This window comes from Chryseobacterium sp. L12 (genome assembly GCF_056133985.1).
The window spans coordinates 1-17,043 of the sequence record NZ_JBVYOF010000020.1; the positions used below are offsets into that span (position 1 = coordinate 1).

Sequence of the window (17,043 nt, forward strand, 5' to 3'; positions counted from 1 at the left end):
ATTTGCATTAACAACATCATTTCTCCCCAAGGCGTAATTTCTTTATTGTTTAATGATAGATCGAAATTTAGCACTTATTTTTTTGTTCTGCTACGCAGTTGGATATTAGAATAATAAAATACTTTTTTTTTTCTATTGCTGAATTTGGGATTAAATAGGTTATTATTTTTTAAGATTATAAAGTTAATAAAACAAATTTATTAATTCCTATCAATCAAATATTTTGTGTGTCTAATCCCAATTGTTTAGTACATTTTTAGAGAAGTCAAAATATCTTTCATGTGAATTTATTACTACAAGATTTTGTTTAGTTCTAGTCATTGCAGTGTAAACAATCTTATCCAGAACTTCATCAGCTACTATGTCATTCCTGTTAATATACAAAATAACATTTTTTACTTCCCAACCTTTAAAACTGTGAATTGTTGATAACTTTAGTTTTCCATCTCCCATCCAAAATGCTCTTTTGTGTGTGTGTAGCTTTTTTTCATTTTCTTTTTCAAAGACGTGATTTACATATAAATTCTTTTTTGAATAAAAATGTTCTACACATTGATATCCTAATAAAGAATCAGGTAATAATATTGCTATATCTGAATTATGCTTATAGTCAGCTTTATGTTTTATCAAATCAAAAGCTTCAAAGATTTTATCCATCCATTTCATTGGTTCAACATTCCACCATAAAAAATGTTCCTCTTCGAAATTTAATTGCCCAGTATTGTATTTATTATTAAGCTTAACATCCTGATTAAGATTGAATGTTTCACTAAACTTATTTGTTAGTTCAAATATTTTTACAGGTAATCTTAAATTATTTTTCAGTTCATACCAATCTCCAAATTTTTTAACTTCAGTTTTCCTTCTATCTAGCCACTCCATATTTCTAGAATAAATATTTTGTCTTTTATCACACAAAACGAGTATTTCATCATTATGAGTAAGGAAATTACAAAGCATTAAATACCATTCCATAAAATAATCTTGACCCTCATCTATTAAAATAGCATCATACTTATCTTGTTCACTAATCTGATGAATATAATTATTTACAATACTAGGAATAGTAGTTTTGAAATACTCTTGTAAATTTTCGCCATGTTGAGGCAAACTTACTCCTAAATTATTCAAGTAAGTTTTGCAAAAACCATGAAAATGGTCAAAAGTAATTTGGCTCCAAGAGAACTCAAATGGGCTTCTTTGAATCATATCTCTTATATAATGCCACAAGGTTATATTGAAAGTAAGAATTAAAACTCTTTTACCTTCTGATGCTAACTTTCCTGCTCTGTAAGCCATTACTAAAGTTTTTCCACTACCTGCAATACCTCTAACTCTATGATGTCCCTTTTGAGGATTAGAAGCAACTTTCTGTTCAGGAGTTAAATCAATTCGTATTGTTTGTTCAAGAGAATGAAAAGGAGGAATTAACCAAAATAATACTTCTTTGTTAAAACTTTTATCCCATTTTGAATATTTATATCTAAGTTCAGGTATAATTTCTGATAGTTTATTTTCTTTTAAACTATCAAAACCAAATACAGGATGATATTTATATATACTCTCACTGGACTTAATAAAGTTTTTTGCTTCCTCAGTCGTGGCATTATGAAAATAAACAGAGTAACAGACTAAAACTTGTTCAATTTTATCCAAATATTCACCTATTTGTGGAACTAACTCTCCAATTAGCTTTGTCCTATAAAATTTAGCTTGTAATAAAGGTGATTTTATTGGGTATTCTCCTCTTATATCATGGACATAAAATTGTACTTTGTTACCATTAATTTTTTGTGATGAATAATTTTTAAGGCTCCAATCTTTCACTTCTATAATCTGAACTCCTTTTTGTGGGTGGAACAATATTATATCTGGTCTATTGCCATTTAAATATGGTTGTACAAAAATTAGCCACCCATTATAACTGATTAAATCACTATTGGAATCATGCAATTCATCTTTTGGCAGATTTTTATCTAAATAATTAATAATATGTTTTTCGCCTAAAGTTAAAGGTTGTTTAAAATTATTTAATACTTCCCATCCTGGAATTATCCTTGAAAATGCCATCTGTGATATAATTATAATTTTAAAAATACATTTTTTCAACTATCTATATAACAATTTATTAAAGATTTATCAAAAAAATAGTTTATTCTCACATTACGCTTGCCCAACCTTCAGCTTATCTTTTGCACTTTGGAAAAATTTATAAAAAATAAAATTTTTGTAGAGCTTATTCTCATGTGAATGCCCCTGAGAGAACACCCCCACCTATGTTGGAATGGGGAAACTCCCTCATACCTTTTTCTGGGGAAATAAATTTTGCAGGCAGATTTAACTTTAGTTGAAAGTAAAGTTTGGTTTACTGTGAGCTTGCTTCTTAGAGAGGTCATTTTTAACTCAAAAATCAAAAACAATGGTAAGAATTATCAGCTACAAAACAAGACAAAGAGAGGACGGAACAAATTTTTATCTTCTAGAGGTACAGGGAGGTATTGAAATGGTATTAAGCAAAACCACAGGTCAATACTATGCTACAGCCAAGAAAGCTACTGTGTCAACTACATTTGATGAAGAAACCTGTATAGGCTTGATGGGCTCTCAAATGGCTGGTAAAATATCAAAGATTACTACAGAGCCTTATCAGTACACTATCAAAGAATCTGGTGAGGAAGTTACTCTGAACCACAAATACATCTATCTTCCTGAAGGTGTAGAAAGTTCTGAGGAGAAACTTGCAAAACAACTTGAAGAAGCCTTTGCATAGTCATTCTAGAGCATAAAGACTTAATACGTCCATTTTTCCTGAATCCATATATAGGTTTTAAGAATTTTGGACGTATTTAATTTCTCTTAAATAACAAGAAATTGTCCATTCTGTGTAGTAATAGTATATACTTCTGCACAAAATGGACATTTTTAATTCCTTATCTATTAGAAAAAAGTACGAGTTTTTGCAGGAGTATATAGTAAATACAGAAACTCATACTTTTCAGATTATTCATTCACTAACAACCTTAATCTTTACATGAAAACAAATACAAAAGTTGCAGAATTACTTGTTTCTTACTCTGCACATATAGTGTCTCAACAAAAAATAAGTAATAGCATAGAAACTTACAGCCTTATAATCAACAATTGGAATCTAGATACAATAGAAATGTTCGAAGAAGTAAAGATATTGCTACTCAATAAATCTAATAAGGTTCTGGGAGTTTATGATTTATCAAAAGGAGGAATGTCATCTAGCATCATAGATGTTAAAATAGTACTTTCCATAGCTCTTAAAAGTCTGGCTAGTGGAATAATTATAGTACATAATCACCCAAGTGGAAACCTAAGCCCAAGCAAGGCAGATATTGATATTACAGAGAAATTAAAATCAGCCTTTAATTTAATGGATATAACAGTGTTGGATCACTTAATAATTTCAAAGGATAATTATTACAGTTTTGCAGATGATGGACTTTTATAACTGAGTTTCTTATGCTTCTAGTACCACAGAGCATTATAACTAATTATAAGTGCTAAAGTGCCATTTTATCTTGAGGTTAGTTTTCTGCCATCAGTTCTAAAACATAAACAAAAAATATCAAAAGGTTACATTTTAATCTAGTTGTACAGAGCTGTATTGAAATGAGTTTTCAGATATTTTGATACTTTGCCACTGGTGAATCTCTTGTATTTTTGTGGATTTTTTAAATAAAATTATTCATATTCGCACATAGGAGCTAATTATCACACCAAAAAATATAAATTCAAGGTAAATGGCTAAATTCTGCTACATATATATCATAGCCAAATTGTAATATCCTCTTGGCTACTAGATGAATGTGGGGAGCAAAAAAGAAATTAATAATGACGAAATTTAGATTAATTAGCATGAGGTAAAGTTGAGAAGTAAAAAGCTTTGAAGCTAATAAATAGCCAAATTTTAAATTTCAGTAGATTCAAGATTTACTAAATCAACAAGCTTCATATCCATTGCCTCTGCAATTCTGTAAAGAGTAATTACTGTAGGATTAGTTCTACCAGCTTCAATTCTTGAAATATTTGTAGGATCGATATTTCCTTCCATTCTGCCCACTAAATCAGCTTGTGAGATTCCTTTCTGTAATCTCACCTCTTTAATTCTTTTACCAATTTTTTTAAGAATTTCAGATTTATCCAACTTGCCATATTTGTCAGGTCAAAGGAACTTAATATATTTACAGAATGTAATGCCATATATGACAATATTTGATTTGATCTCTTTATGGATTCCCGTAATGTTTAAATATGAATTACAATTAATTTGCTAACTAATAAAATTAAAAACAATGAAAAAAACTTTATTCCTAATCATTTTATTTTTTTCAACTTACCTATATTCTCAAACATCTCAATATGTAGAATTTCCAAATATAAATACAGAGGTTCCTCCTAATAAAGCAAGAATTTATGTGATTAGACCAACAGGGAAATTAAGCCATTATTATATAACTCTATCATCTAATGGAAATATGATTGGGAGACTTGATTATAAAAACTATCTATGTTGGGATGTAGATGTAGGTAAATACAATTTAGAAGGAGCTTTCGAGGGCAACAAGATCAGAAAGGATCAGACTGAAAATAAAGATTTCTTTACTGTAAATGCTAAAGAGGGAAAGACTTATTACATAAGGCTTAGTCCAGCTTATGGTCTAACAACAGGAAAGGCTTCATTTGATATTATTGAACCTGAAAAGGCTCAAGAATATATCAAGAAATTTCCTAAGCCAAAAGTGAAATATGTTGATTAACAAAGTTCACAACCTAAAATATTCAACTGACAACTAATTTTTAGCATGAAAAAGTACTTTATTTCCTTAGAGGGTCAACAAACAGGACCATACACAATAGAACAACTAAAAGCTATGAAATTGATAAACAAATATTTGGTGTGGACTGATGGATTTAGTGGATGGAAAAACATTCAATCTGTTCAAGAGTTGAGAGAAAGTATTACAAAGCTTCCTCCTAAAATTGAAAATCAAAAATTGCCCCAAATAGGCAATTCTATTCTTAGCAGGATAGTCTTATTTTCTTTTATGATTTCAGCGAGTTTATTTTATTATTTAGGAGGGTTTACAGAAAAGAATGAACTGATGGAATTATATTTTGGAGAAAACTATCTATATAATGCAAATTTAAATTCTTATGAGTCAGCACCACAAGTAAGGATGATAATTGCAGGTTTTTCTCTACTTCAAGGCTTGTTGATAGGACTTTTGATTTACTATGTAATTAAGATGAATATGTACAAAAAATTATATCTGAAGCTATAAAATGAAACCACCTCAAAGCAGGTGGTTTTTTTAATATCAAAACTAAAATGAAACCTAAAATACCATTCCGTATAGGTTACCAATATGACAACTGGGAGCTAAATCTCATGAGTATAGCAGACAGTATCCGTAATAATTCTTATTGTAGTTACTTGTGGGTAGGAAGTGAGATTGAAAGGTTTTTAAATTTCATACCTCAGAGAACGGAGCTTATATTCTATTGGGATATATTGGAAGTTGTAATCCTTGAGTTTGATAAGAAATCTGAACATTATTATAATAGGCTCAATAAAGCCTTATCAGAAAAAGCCACTAGAGTGAAACTTGAAATTCTTCCTGATGGTATGATCATTCACAAGTTCATAACTAGTAAGGTGTCTTATTGGAATATTTATTTTCCTGCTAGTAAAGAAGTAAGGTTGATTTACTTTTCAAACTCTTTTACTTACATCAAAGCCCTACTGGAATAAAGCTTTTAAATCATTATTAACATTAATTTAAAAACATTAAAAATGGGAAGAATACTTATCACAACTGATAACCACGGGGCTTTAAAAGCTGTAAAACAGGTCTTGGAAAGATGCAATTTCAATCCACATGAAGACTTATTAATAAACTTAGGTGATATAGTTGATAGAGGAACTGAAAGTGCTGAATTAGTTCAATTCTATATTGATTTAACAGAGAAATGCTTGTACAAACCTTTATTCATTAAAGGAAACCATGATGATTATTGCCATAAATGGCTTAAATCAGGGGAAATCAGCATGGAGTGGTTAATGAATGGAGGCACGGCAACTATTGATTCTTATATCAGAACAGGCTATTTGGATAGTGAATTACATTTAGATTTCTTTCATGAAATGTTTGATTTCTACATTGATACTAAGAACAGAGGGTATGTTCACGCAGGTTTTACATCTCCTTATGGTTTAGGAAATGATAATTCTGAAACATACTATTGGGATAGAAGCCTATGGGAATTATCTTTGTTAAGTAATGAAAGTAAAGAACTTCCTGAAGAATTGAGAATATTTGAATCCCATAAGGAAATATTTATAGGACATACCCCAACATTAAATTGGAATGAAACAGAACCTATGAATAACTATAATATATGGAATTTAGATACTGGTGCAGGATTTGGAGGAAAGATCACAATTCTAGATGTTGCTAGTAAAGAATTTTGGCAAAGTGATACAGTTGAAGAATTATATACTGATAACAGGCAGTATTAAAGTTTAAACTTAAAAGGTATCCATTTAGGTATCCATTCATTAAGGAAAATATATAAAATGTTAAATATCAATATGAAATATGCTCTGGTTCGAGCCCAGGTGGGACCACTACAAAAACTCGACAAGCCCCTATTTATGGGGCTTTTTTATTTCCCAATCATACGCTGAAATATAAAGCATATTCAGATACCACAATTTTACATCATCAGACTTGGTTAAAGCATCTTTTCACTTGGTGAAATTGTTTTTCGGTAATATAGATATGTATATCTTTGTGTTATGAAATGTTTTCGAATAATTCTTTTAATCATCCTGATCTTTTCTGCGAATAATCTTTATTCACAGGAGGATGTGGCAAAGGAGGTTGTAGCAGAAACATCTAAACTGAAAAAGGCAGTAAGAACCAAAGACGAACCTGCAGAAGCTGAATCGTATTATAATATTGGGGAATCATATTTTAAAACCGGAAACTACTCTAAGAGCGAAGAATACTTTTTAAAATCAAAAAATATTTACGAAAAGATCAACGATAAAAAAAATCTTGAAAAAGTAACCCGGAAACTGGCACAGTCACAGGAAAATCAAAATAAACTGAAATCTGCACTCAGTAACTATGAATCGGCATCAAAAATAGGGTATTCCAGAGCAGGCAGAAATATAAATTCTAATGATGTTTCCAGGATTTCGGCTCCTACTTCTGTGCAGAAGGCTGAAGCAATCCGCAGTAATCTGGTCATCAGCGAAAAAGAAAATAATAAAGAAGATCTTGCCACCGGTTACAGCCAGATGGCAGATGTCAATATCGAAAATAAAAACATTCCTAAAGCAGAAGAAAATCTTAATACTGCGTATAAAATTTCAAAGGAAGAAGCGCCACAGCAGGCGTTGGCGATCAATCAGAAACTAACCGATTTTTATGTTGAAAATAAAAATTTTGATAAAGCCATTGAAGCAAAAAAATCGGTTTTAGAGGAAAATTTTGTAAAAGAAAACTCGCAGAAAAAAGTTGAGCAGATTCAGGAACTTGCCGAAATTTATATCATGAAAAATGATCCAGAGGAAGCAATAGCTTTATTGAAAAATGCGTACAAAATTTCTTTACAGAAAGGGCATACTTTGGAGGCACAGAAAACGGTTAAAAAGCTCGACAGCTTATATCAGACATCACAAAATATTGATGCTTCTGTAAGTTTGTATCGTGATTTTTTGGGAAAACTGCCCGATTTGGTTTCTAAAGATAGAAGTCTGGTAGATGAAAAAATTTTGGAAGACACTGAAATGAAGATCGAGCAGCTGGAACAGGAAAAAAAGCTTAAAGATGAACTAATCCGAAAGAAAAATATGTTCAATTACAGTTTAATTGCGGCATTAATGATTTTATCAGGATTAGTAATCTTTATTTTCAGAACACTTAAAAAAGTACAGGTCAAAAACAAAAAAATCGCCCTTCAGTCGCTTCGCCGTGAGATGAATCCGCATTTTATATTTAACAGCTTAAATTCTGTAAATCATTTTATTGCTACCAATAATGAGCTGGAAGCTAATCAGTATCTGACAAAATTTTCAAAGCTGATGCGTGGTGTTATGGAGAATTCTACGGAAGATTTCATTCCGTTTCAGCAGGAATTAGACTTGCTGCACAACTATTTGTCTTTAGAGAAAACCCGGTTTACGGATAAATTCGATTATGAGATAGAAGTTGATGAAAGCCTCAATGTTCAAAGTTTAAAAGTTCCCGGAATGTTGGTGCAGCCTTTTCTTGAGAATGCAATCTGGCACGGTTTAAGATACCGCACGGAAAAAGGGTTTTTAAGTTTAAAGTTTGAAAAAAATAATGATTTTCTCAATATTTTAATAGAAGATAACGGCATCGGAATTGAAGAAAGTAAAAGGCAAAAAACAGAACATCAGAAAAGCCGTAAAGGTCGCGGTATGAAAAATACGCTGGAGAGAATTGCTTTACTGAATGATCTGTATCAAAAGAATATTGATTGTGCCATTACTGATAAGAAAGATATACCGGGAGTACGCGTTAAAATTTCTTACAAGTTGATAAATGGTTGAATCTCAATTTTAATCTCAAAGAAATGAAAATAAGAGCTGTAATTGTAGACGATGAAATGATCGCAAGAGAAGTTTTAAGAAACTATCTCATCAAATACTGTCCGCAGATTGAGGTTTTAGGCGAAGCGGAAAATATTAAAGAAGCTGTTCCGCTGATTGCCGAAAAACAGCCACAGCTTGTTTTTCTAGATGTAGAGATGCCTTTCGGAAATGCTTTTGATGTGTTGGAAGCAACGAAAGATTTCTCTTATGAAACGATTTTTATTACTGCATTTTCTCAATATTCTTTGCAGGCTCTGAACAAATCTGCCAGTTACTATATTCTGAAACCGATTGATATACAGGAATTGATTGTTGCTGTTAATAAAGTGGCAGAAAGTATTCATAATAAAGAAGAAATCAACCGTAATAAAGTTCTTCTGGAAAATCTGAAGCTGAAACCGGAAAAGCAACAGCTTATTCTTCCTACTTTACAGGGATTTGACGTAGTAAAAACAGAAGACATTCTCAGGTTGCAGGCAGATGGAAATTTTACGCAGGTGTATCTCACAGATGGTTCTAGAAAAATGGTGTGCCGTTTTCTGAAACATTTTGATGATCTGCTGGAACATCCTTTTATCAGGGTGCATCGCTCTCACATCATCAACAGCAATTTTGTGAAATCATATCATAAAAGTGGTACAGCAACGCTTTTAGATAATACCGAAATAGAGGTTTCGGGAAGTTTTAAAGATCAGTTTCTTAAAGTTTTTTCTTAATGACGAATGTGTTCGACTGGTACAACATTGGTGATTCATTTAATGTTGATATTGTATTGAGATCATCTAGGCATCATTTTTGAATTTTTATCTCTATAAAAATAGACGATATGAAGACCCTACAAAAAGTTGCCATTCCTGTTTCTTTAGGAATTTTAGGATTATTTATTCTTAGTTCTTGTTCAGTAGGAATTCCGAAAGGAGCGACTGCGGTAAAAAATTTCAACTCTAATAAATATCTGGGAAAATGGTACGAAATTGCCCGTTTTGATTATAAGTTTGAAAAAAACATGGATAATGTAACGGCTACCTATTCATTAAATCCTGATGAAACCATCAAAGTACAAAACAGAGGGTACAATTATGTGAAAAAAGAATGGAAAGAATCGGTTGGCGAAGCGAGATTTGTCAATGATAAATCTGAAGCCAGACTTAAGGTTTCTTTTTTTAAACCGATCTGGGCTGGCTATAATGTGATTGATATTGATGAAAATTATCAATATGCTCTCGTTGTAGGAAACAGCACAAAATATATATGGATTCTTTCCCGAACTACACAAATTCCCGAAAGCTATAAACAAAGATTTATTGAAAAAGCTCAGAAATTAGGGTATAATACAGATGATTTGATTTGGGTAAAACATGATAAGCAATAGTTTTTCTTTTAAAGTAATAAGATAAATAGCTGCTTAGAATATTCGCCCTTATAAGATAAATGTAAGCCGTAATTAATTTTATTTTAACATTTTAATTTTATTTTCTCAATTTGAGATAATAAAATTTTTTGTAATTTTGAAATTAATTAATAATAGTTTTTTATGCTGAAGAAAACTGCCTTTATTGGCTTATTTGCTTTGATGACAAGCCCTCTTATGGCTCAAGATACAAAAACTCCTGTTTATCTGGACGAAACTAAACCTGTGGAATTAAGGGTGAAAGATGCTCTTTCAAGAATGACTCTTGAAGAAAAAGTAGCCATGCTTCACGCACAGTCAAAATTCAGTTCACCCGGCGTACCAAGATTGGGAATCCCTGAATTCTGGACTACAGATGGTCCGCATGGAGTTCGTCCGGAAGTAATGTGGGACGAATGGAATCAGGCAGGATGGACGAATGATTCAATCATAGCTTATCCTGCTCTCACTGCTCTTTCTGCAACCTGGAACAAAAAAATGTCATGGAATTACGGAAAAGCTTTGGGTGAAGAGGCGAGATACAGAAAAAAAGATATACTTTTAGGTCCCGGAGTAAACATTTACAGAACTCCTCTTAACGGAAGAAATTTTGAATATATGGGCGAAGATCCGTATTTAACTTCCAAAATGGTGGTTCCTTACATCAAAGGGGTACAGTCTAATGGCGTAGCAACTTCTGTGAAACATTTTGCGCTGAACAATCAGGAAATGTTCCGTCATACGAGCAATGTAATTGTAGATGACAGAGCATTATATGAAATTTATCTTCCGCCGTTTAAAGCCGCAGTTACAGAAGGCGATTCCTGGACGATTATGGGAGCTTATGATATGTACAAAGGTGAGTATGCGAGTCAGAACAAATATCTTTTGAATGATATTTTGAAAGGTGAATGGAAATACAAAGGAGTGGTAGTTTCTGACTGGGGTGCGGTAAATGACACACAGCAGGCTATTCATAACGGATTGGATCTTGAATTCGGAAGTTGGACCAACGGACTTTCGGCAGGGACAAAAAATGCTTACGATAATTATTATCTGGCAAAACCTTACTTAGATTTAATTAAATCCGGAAAAGTAGGAACCGCAGAGCTTGATGATAAAGTGACAAGACTTTTAAATCTGGCTTTTAAGACGACAATGAATACCAAAAAACCTTTTGGGAATATTGCTTCTGAAGAGCATAAAGCTATTGCCAAAGAGATAGGAGAGGAGGGAATTGTATTATTGAAAAATCAGGGAAATGTTCTTCCGATTGATATTAATAAGGCTAAAAAAATTGCAGTAATTGGGGAAAATGCAATCAAAATAATGACTGTTGGAGGTGGTTCTTCTTCGTTAAAAGTGAAATATGAGACCCTTCCTTTAGACGGAATCAAATCAAGATTCGGAAAACAGTCTGATGTACAGTATGCAAGAGGCTATGTAGGAGATATTGGCGGAGAATATAATGGCGTAAAATCTGGTCAGGATCTTAAAGATGACCGTTCTCCGTCTGAATTGCTGAATGAAGCAGTAGAACTGGCAAAAAATTCTGATTATGTAATTTTTGTAGGAGGCTTAAATAAAGCTGATTTTCAGGACAGTGAAGGAAACGACAGAAAAAGCTACGGACTTCCGTACAATCAGGATAATGTAATTTCGGCATTAGCTAAAGCGAATAAAAATCTTGCGGTAGTTCTTGTTTCAGGAAATGCAGTGGCAATGCCGTGGATTAAAGAAGTTCCTACTGTTGTTCAGGCTTGGTATTTAGGTTCAGAGGCTGGAAATTCAATTGCATCAGTTTTAGCAGGAGATGCTAATCCGTCCGGAAAACTTCCGTTTACTTTCCCTGTAAAACTGGAAGATAATTCTGCTCATCAATTAGGAGAATATCCGGGGAATAAAGAAGAATTGGCTGCCGGAAAAGGAAAAGATCAAAAAAATCCGATCAATATTACGTATAATGAAGGAATATTGGTGGGTTACAGATGGCATGATACCCAAAAAATTAAGCCTTTATTCAGTTTCGGACATGGTTTAAGTTATACGACATTTGAATTTGGTAAAGCTAAAGCTGATAAAACTGCCATTTCACAAAATGATCAGATAACTTTTACGGTTTCAGTTAAAAATACCGGCAAAAAAGCAGGTTCAGAAGTGGTTCAGTTATACATCAGTGATTTAAAATCATCATTGCCACGTCCTTTGAAAGAACTTAAAGGTTTTGAGAAAGTATTTCTGAATGCTGGAGAAGAAAAACAGGTTTCGATTACTATTGATAAATCGGCTTTAAGTTATTTTGATCCTGAAAAACATGACTGGATTGCAGAGCCGGGCGATTTTGAAGCACACATCGGAAATTCTTCAGACAATATTAAGACAAAAATAAAATTTACGCTGAAATAGTCGATAAATCATTAAAAATCTGATTATAACGGAAAATTATCATAAAAGTTTATTGAGCATTCTGTTCAGTAAACTTTTTTTTATAGGTGAAATTAATAGTTAAGATTAAATTTAATTTTGAAAGTTGGCAGCATTTTTATAATTTTATTCAATGAAGGATGAGAAAATAGGACTTGTTTTATCAGGTGGCGGAACCAAAGGCATTGCTCATGCAGGAGTTTTAAAGTTTTTGTCTGAGAAAAATATTGATATTGATATTCTTTCCTGTTGCAGTGCAGGTTCAATTGTGGGTTGTTTATATGCAGTCGGGAAAAAGCCGGAAGAAATTCTTGATTTTTTTCAGTCAGTATATTTTTTCAACTGGAAACATTTTGCTTTCAATCAGCCGGGATTGGTTTCATCAGTGATTTTTAATAATTATCTTAAACCTATTTTTAAAGACATGAAAATAGGAGATCTTCCAAAAGAAGTTAAAATTGTTGCTACAGAACTGGTTTCGGGGACAGAGAAAATATTTGAAAAAGATTTTCTGGTTTCTGATGCAATTATTGCTTCATGTTCTATTCCCGGAATTACTACGCCGTATGTATTGGCTGATGAAATGTTTTGTGATGGCGGTGTACTCAATAATTTTCCGGCAGATATCATCCGTAAAGACTGCGATCAGCTGATCGGAGTGTTTGTATCTCCGCCCAATGATATAAAAATCAATGATTTGAAGACTATTAAAGCCATTGTTTCACGATCTTATGATTTGCTTTCCTACAGAATAGAAAAAATAAAATTTGAGCATTGCGACTGGCTGATTTCTTCTCAGGAACTTTCAAAATACGGAACCTTTGAGCGTAAAAAAGACAGGTTGGAGCAGATTTTTAATATTGGCTACCAAGCAGCCAGAGAAAGTTTTTCAGAAAGTCATTTTTTTAGTTCTTTGAAGAATACAGCTGAAAATTAATGATACTTCAGTTTAATTCAGCATTAAAAAACGGCAGCGTATTTATAATTTGTAATCCATATTCTCTCATTGTCAGTAAGAAGTTTTTTGCTGAAAAGTTTCAGGCAATAAAATGTTTTTTTTATGGTTCTAATAATAATGAGACTTAATTAAATAAAAAAACTTACGAACTGCCATGAAATATGTTATCTTATTTTTGATTGTATCAATGAAACTGTATGGTCAGATGATGACATCTGTTTATTTTCAGACTAATTCTTCCGGACTTGATAACGAATCAATCAGAAAACTAGATAGTTTGTCGCTGCTTAATAAAAGTCTGAAATTTAAAATTTTTGGTAATTGTGATTCTTCTGGAAGTGATGCTTACAATATGAAGCTTTCTGAAAAAAGAGCATTGGCTGTTGCAGAATATTTAGCAATAAAAAGTAAGGATAATATAAAAGTAGTAAGCATTACGGGGCTGGGAGAGCAAAAGCAGATCAACGACAACAGTACAGAAGAGCTTAAAAGTAAAAATAGAAGGGTTGATATTTTTATTGAAAAAATATTTAAAGACAATGAAAAAATTCAAAAAAAGCTTTTACCGGATTTCATAAGTACGGATGTTTCAAAAATGAAAAAAGGTGATACTCTCTCTATACAGAATATCAATTTTGAGGGTGGTCGTCATATTTGGCTTCCAAAAGCTAATCATTCGCTGATTCTTTTTGTAAAGAAAATGCGTGAAAATCCTTTGCTTAAAGTGGAATTGCAGGGGCATATTTGCTGTGATTATGATAATTTTGACGGGCAGGATCTTGATCTGGGAACCTACAACCTTTCTTTCACAAGAGCAGATGCAATTAAAAAATATCTGGTAAAATACGGCATCACTCCGGAAAGGATTCAGGTAAAAGGATTAGGACATCTCAATCCTGTAGTTTATCCCGAAAAATCGGAAGCTGACAAAATAAAAAACAGAAGAGTTGAAGTCTTAATTGTTGATAAATAAATTTTAAAATCTCGTTAGTCAATCATAGCAAAAAATGTTATAACTTCAATTATTGTTAATGCTTTTGCGGACAAAAAATCAACGAAAATTATCTGAAAAGGTTACGTTAAAAAATTTTCAATATAATTAAAAATAGATATCATAAAAATTAATCTTTCGCATGTCTTCTGCTAAATGAAAACATCAGATAAAACAAAAACGGCAGAATAAAAACACAGCCAATCATCAAAGCCCAGGCTAAAAAATTAATTGTTTTTTCGGGAGCAATATTTTCAGTTAAAGATAAATGATTGCCATTCTGAAGAAGGATGATATCCGGATAAAGCTGATACGTTGCGGCAACAAGAATCATCAGGATCTGCGCGCCTGCCAAAACTCTTACCAAAAGCAGTCTTTTGGTTTTAATAAAGAGAAAAAGCATCGCCAGAAAAACACTTGCGGTAACAACCGCAGAAATGCCAATCCAATGTCCGAAAACTCTTTCAAGTAAAGGAATTCCCGATACATATGCTGCAATAAATACTAAAATACCTGTTACTACTACAAAAATCATCGATTGTTTTGCTTTTTTTATCATCAGATTGAGATTGTAGCCTGCTTTTGTTTCCCGAAGACTAAAAATAGATGCGAGATAAAAACAAATGGCAACTGTGAACAATCCTACACTAATTCCAAAAAAATTAAACCAGTTCAGTATATATAATTCCACAAAACTGTTTGCATCTGGATTCAAAGTTCCTGATATGGAGGATGCACCAATCATTCCTAAAAAAAACGGTGTCAGAAGACTCGAAAAATAAAAAATCTGTGTATAAACCGTCTGCCATTGGTCTTCTACAGCATCATAATGTCTGAAAGTAAAAGCTGTTCCTCTTGCAATGATTCCCACAAGCATTAAAACCAGAGGAATATGAAGATAGGTGGAAGCAAAACTGTAAATATCAGGAAAACCCACAAACAGAATGACTATTGCAATAATCAGCCACATATGATTAGCTTCCCAGATGGGAGCAATAGATTCGTACATTATTTTTTCGGTATATTTTCTTTCTTTTTTCCGGCTGAAAAATTCAACAATCCCCGCTCCGAAATCGGCCCCGCCTAAGATGATATAAAGACATATAGAAAGCCAGAGAAACCCAATGACAATATAACTCATAATTTTTTGTTTTTAGAAATAAACTCACTGTCGGTAGGATCATACAGTTTCGGAACCATTTTAATCTGTCTTTTCAGAAGAAATAGAATAATCAACGATAGCGAAACGAAAATAGCAGTAAAAAAGTAGAAAGAATACTGTATTCCCGGCATTGGAGTGACTGCGTCTGCGGTTCTCATAATTCCGTAGATAATCCAGGGCTGTCTTCCGACTTCTGTTACTGTCCATCCCGCTTCCAAAGAGATATAGCCGAAAGGAGTTGCCCATAAAAAAGTTTTCAGGAGCCAGTTTTTAGTAAGCCATTCTTTTTTGAAAAATGATGCATATAAATAAATACTGCCGATAATAATCATCACAACGCCAAAGAAAATCATAATCTGGAAAGCATAATGAACAACTGCTACAGGCGGCCATTCGTCTCTGGGAAAGTCATTTAATCCTTTTACTTCAGAATTAAAATCACTGCTTACCAGAAAACTCAATACTTTAGGAATTTTTAATGCGTAATTTATTTCGCCTTTCTCTTCATCAGGAATTCCGCCAATGACAAAAGCAGCACCTTTTTCAGTTTCAAAATGAGCTTCCATTGCTGCCAGTTTTATTGGCTGTCTTTCTGCAACAGATTTCGCAGCTACATCACCGCTCAGCGGCGCACCAAAAGCCCCGATTAACGCAAAAGAAGCTGCAATCCTGAATGCTTTTGTATGAAATTCAACGTTTTTCTTTTTTAAAATCAAATAAGCATGCACTCCTGCAACTGCAAAACCTGTTGCGCAAAATGCTGCAACCGTCATATGCAGCGCCTGTGAAAACCATGCATCATTGAACATTGCTTTTACAGGATCAATATTAGTATACTGTCCGTTTATATAATCGAAACCAGTGGGAGAGTTCATCCATGCGTTTGCTGCAACAACCAGAATTCCGGAAGCCAAACCGCTCAGTCCTACCAAAAAGCCACAAAACCAGTGAAACCATTTGTTAAATCTATCCCAGCCATAAAGGAAAAAGCCGATGGCAATTGCTTCTATAAAAAATGCGGTTCCTTCCAGAGAAAAAGGCATCCCGAAAATTGGACCGGCATGTTTCATAAAGCCGGGCCACAATAAGCCTAATTCAAAAGAAAGCATTGTTCCGGAAACTGCACCCGTTGCAAAAAGAATAGCAACACCTTTGCTCCATGCTTTGGTGAGACCTTTATACATCTCATTTCCTGTTTTAAGGTACTTCCAGTGAGCAAATGCCATCAGAAAAGGCATAACCATTCCTACACAGGCAAATATTATATGAAAACCTAAAGAAAGAGCCATCTGCGCCCTTGCCGCAATAAAATCATCCATAAGATTAATTTTTCACAATAAAGTTATGCATAAATTATTTTGCTTCAGTATGATTTAAAACATTCCCAGCTTTTCGTATTTTTCTTATAACTTTAATGGTTTTATATTTTCTTTAGGCATAGAATTAATGATTATACAGATGC

At 33.0% G+C, this 17,043-nt stretch carries 16 protein-coding genes; 12 read left to right on the forward strand and 4 right to left on the reverse strand.

The window, feature by feature from the left end; translation table 11 throughout:
* Positions 1 to 231 precede the first annotated feature (231 nt).
* Positions 232 to 2,070, reverse strand: a complete 1,839-nt coding sequence (locus AC0NBN_RS12650; protein WP_160813905.1) for a UvrD-helicase domain-containing protein — start codon at positions 2,068 to 2,070, stop codon at positions 232 to 234.
* A gap of 349 nt (positions 2,071 to 2,419) precedes the next feature.
* Between AC0NBN_RS12650 and AC0NBN_RS12655 the strand changes: the two genes are divergently transcribed.
* Together AC0NBN_RS12655 and AC0NBN_RS12660 are read left to right on the forward strand one after the other, a co-directional pair.
* Entirely contained in the window at positions 2,420 to 2,770 is a 351-nt protein-coding gene (locus AC0NBN_RS12655) for a hypothetical protein (RefSeq protein ID WP_160813906.1), read from the forward strand.
* Between the two features lie 261 nt (positions 2,771 to 3,031).
* On the forward strand, positions 3,032 to 3,478 hold the full coding sequence (locus AC0NBN_RS12660; protein WP_160813907.1) for a JAB domain-containing protein: 447 nt from the start codon (positions 3,032 to 3,034) through the stop codon (positions 3,476 to 3,478).
* Between the two features lie 459 nt (positions 3,479 to 3,937).
* Here AC0NBN_RS12660 and AC0NBN_RS12665 read toward each other — a convergent pair whose 3' ends face one another.
* Complete coding sequence (locus tag AC0NBN_RS12665) at positions 3,938 to 4,174, reverse strand: helix-turn-helix domain-containing protein (RefSeq protein WP_160813908.1); 237 nt, start codon at positions 4,172 to 4,174, stop codon at positions 3,938 to 3,940.
* Between the two features lie 148 nt (positions 4,175 to 4,322).
* On the opposite strand from AC0NBN_RS12665, the gene AC0NBN_RS12670 reads away from it, so the two are divergent.
* The 10 genes from AC0NBN_RS12670 (at position 4,323) to AC0NBN_RS12715 (ending at position 14,401) form a co-directional block, all read left to right on the forward strand.
* Complete coding sequence (locus AC0NBN_RS12670) at positions 4,323 to 4,787, forward strand: hypothetical protein (RefSeq protein WP_160813909.1); 465 nt, start codon at positions 4,323 to 4,325, stop codon at positions 4,785 to 4,787.
* A gap of 45 nt (positions 4,788 to 4,832) precedes the next feature.
* Positions 4,833 to 5,312, forward strand: coding sequence for a DUF4339 domain-containing protein (locus tag AC0NBN_RS12675; protein WP_160813910.1), 480 nt, complete (start codon positions 4,833 to 4,835; stop codon positions 5,310 to 5,312).
* 47 nt (positions 5,313 to 5,359) lie between these two features.
* Complete coding sequence (locus tag AC0NBN_RS12680; protein ID WP_160813911.1) at positions 5,360 to 5,782, forward strand: hypothetical protein; 423 nt, start codon at positions 5,360 to 5,362, stop codon at positions 5,780 to 5,782.
* 42 nt (positions 5,783 to 5,824) lie between these two features.
* Positions 5,825 to 6,550, forward strand: a complete 726-nt coding sequence (locus AC0NBN_RS12685) for a metallophosphoesterase (protein WP_160813912.1) — start codon at positions 5,825 to 5,827, stop codon at positions 6,548 to 6,550.
* Between the two features lie 279 nt (positions 6,551 to 6,829).
* Positions 6,830 to 8,614: a histidine kinase gene (locus tag AC0NBN_RS12690; protein ID WP_160813913.1), complete on the forward strand. Its 1,785-nt coding sequence runs from the start codon at positions 6,830 to 6,832 to the stop codon at positions 8,612 to 8,614.
* A gap of 23 nt (positions 8,615 to 8,637) precedes the next feature.
* A complete protein-coding gene (locus AC0NBN_RS12695) occupies positions 8,638 to 9,372 on the forward strand; it encodes a LytR/AlgR family response regulator transcription factor (protein WP_160813914.1) in 735 nt (244 codons plus the stop codon).
* Positions 9,373 to 9,482: 110 nt separating this feature from the next.
* Positions 9,483 to 10,028 (forward strand): lipocalin family protein, encoded by a 546-nt coding sequence (locus AC0NBN_RS12700; RefSeq protein WP_160813915.1) that lies wholly within the window; start codon positions 9,483 to 9,485, stop codon positions 10,026 to 10,028.
* A 162-nt stretch (positions 10,029 to 10,190) separates the two neighbouring features.
* On the forward strand, positions 10,191 to 12,452 hold the full coding sequence (locus AC0NBN_RS12705; protein WP_160813916.1) for a glycoside hydrolase family 3 C-terminal domain-containing protein: 2,262 nt from the start codon (positions 10,191 to 10,193) through the stop codon (positions 12,450 to 12,452).
* Positions 12,453 to 12,603: 151 nt separating this feature from the next.
* A complete protein-coding gene (locus tag AC0NBN_RS12710; RefSeq protein WP_143883546.1) occupies positions 12,604 to 13,407 on the forward strand; it encodes a patatin-like phospholipase family protein in 804 nt (267 codons plus the stop codon).
* Between the two features lie 175 nt (positions 13,408 to 13,582).
* Positions 13,583 to 14,401: an OmpA family protein gene (locus tag AC0NBN_RS12715; RefSeq protein WP_160813917.1), complete on the forward strand. Its 819-nt coding sequence runs from the start codon at positions 13,583 to 13,585 to the stop codon at positions 14,399 to 14,401.
* A gap of 148 nt (positions 14,402 to 14,549) precedes the next feature.
* On the opposite strand, the gene AC0NBN_RS12720 is transcribed toward AC0NBN_RS12715, so the two are convergent.
* Together AC0NBN_RS12720 and AC0NBN_RS12725 are read right to left on the reverse strand one after the other, a co-directional pair.
* Positions 14,550 to 15,560, reverse strand: a complete 1,011-nt coding sequence (locus tag AC0NBN_RS12720; RefSeq protein ID WP_160813918.1) for a cytochrome d ubiquinol oxidase subunit II — start codon at positions 15,558 to 15,560, stop codon at positions 14,550 to 14,552.
* Entirely contained in the window at positions 15,557 to 16,900 is a 1,344-nt protein-coding gene (locus AC0NBN_RS12725) for a cytochrome ubiquinol oxidase subunit I (protein ID WP_160813919.1), read from the reverse strand. The genes AC0NBN_RS12720 and AC0NBN_RS12725 overlap by 4 nt, the downstream gene beginning before the upstream one ends.
* Positions 16,901 to 17,043: the final 143 nt, after the last annotated feature.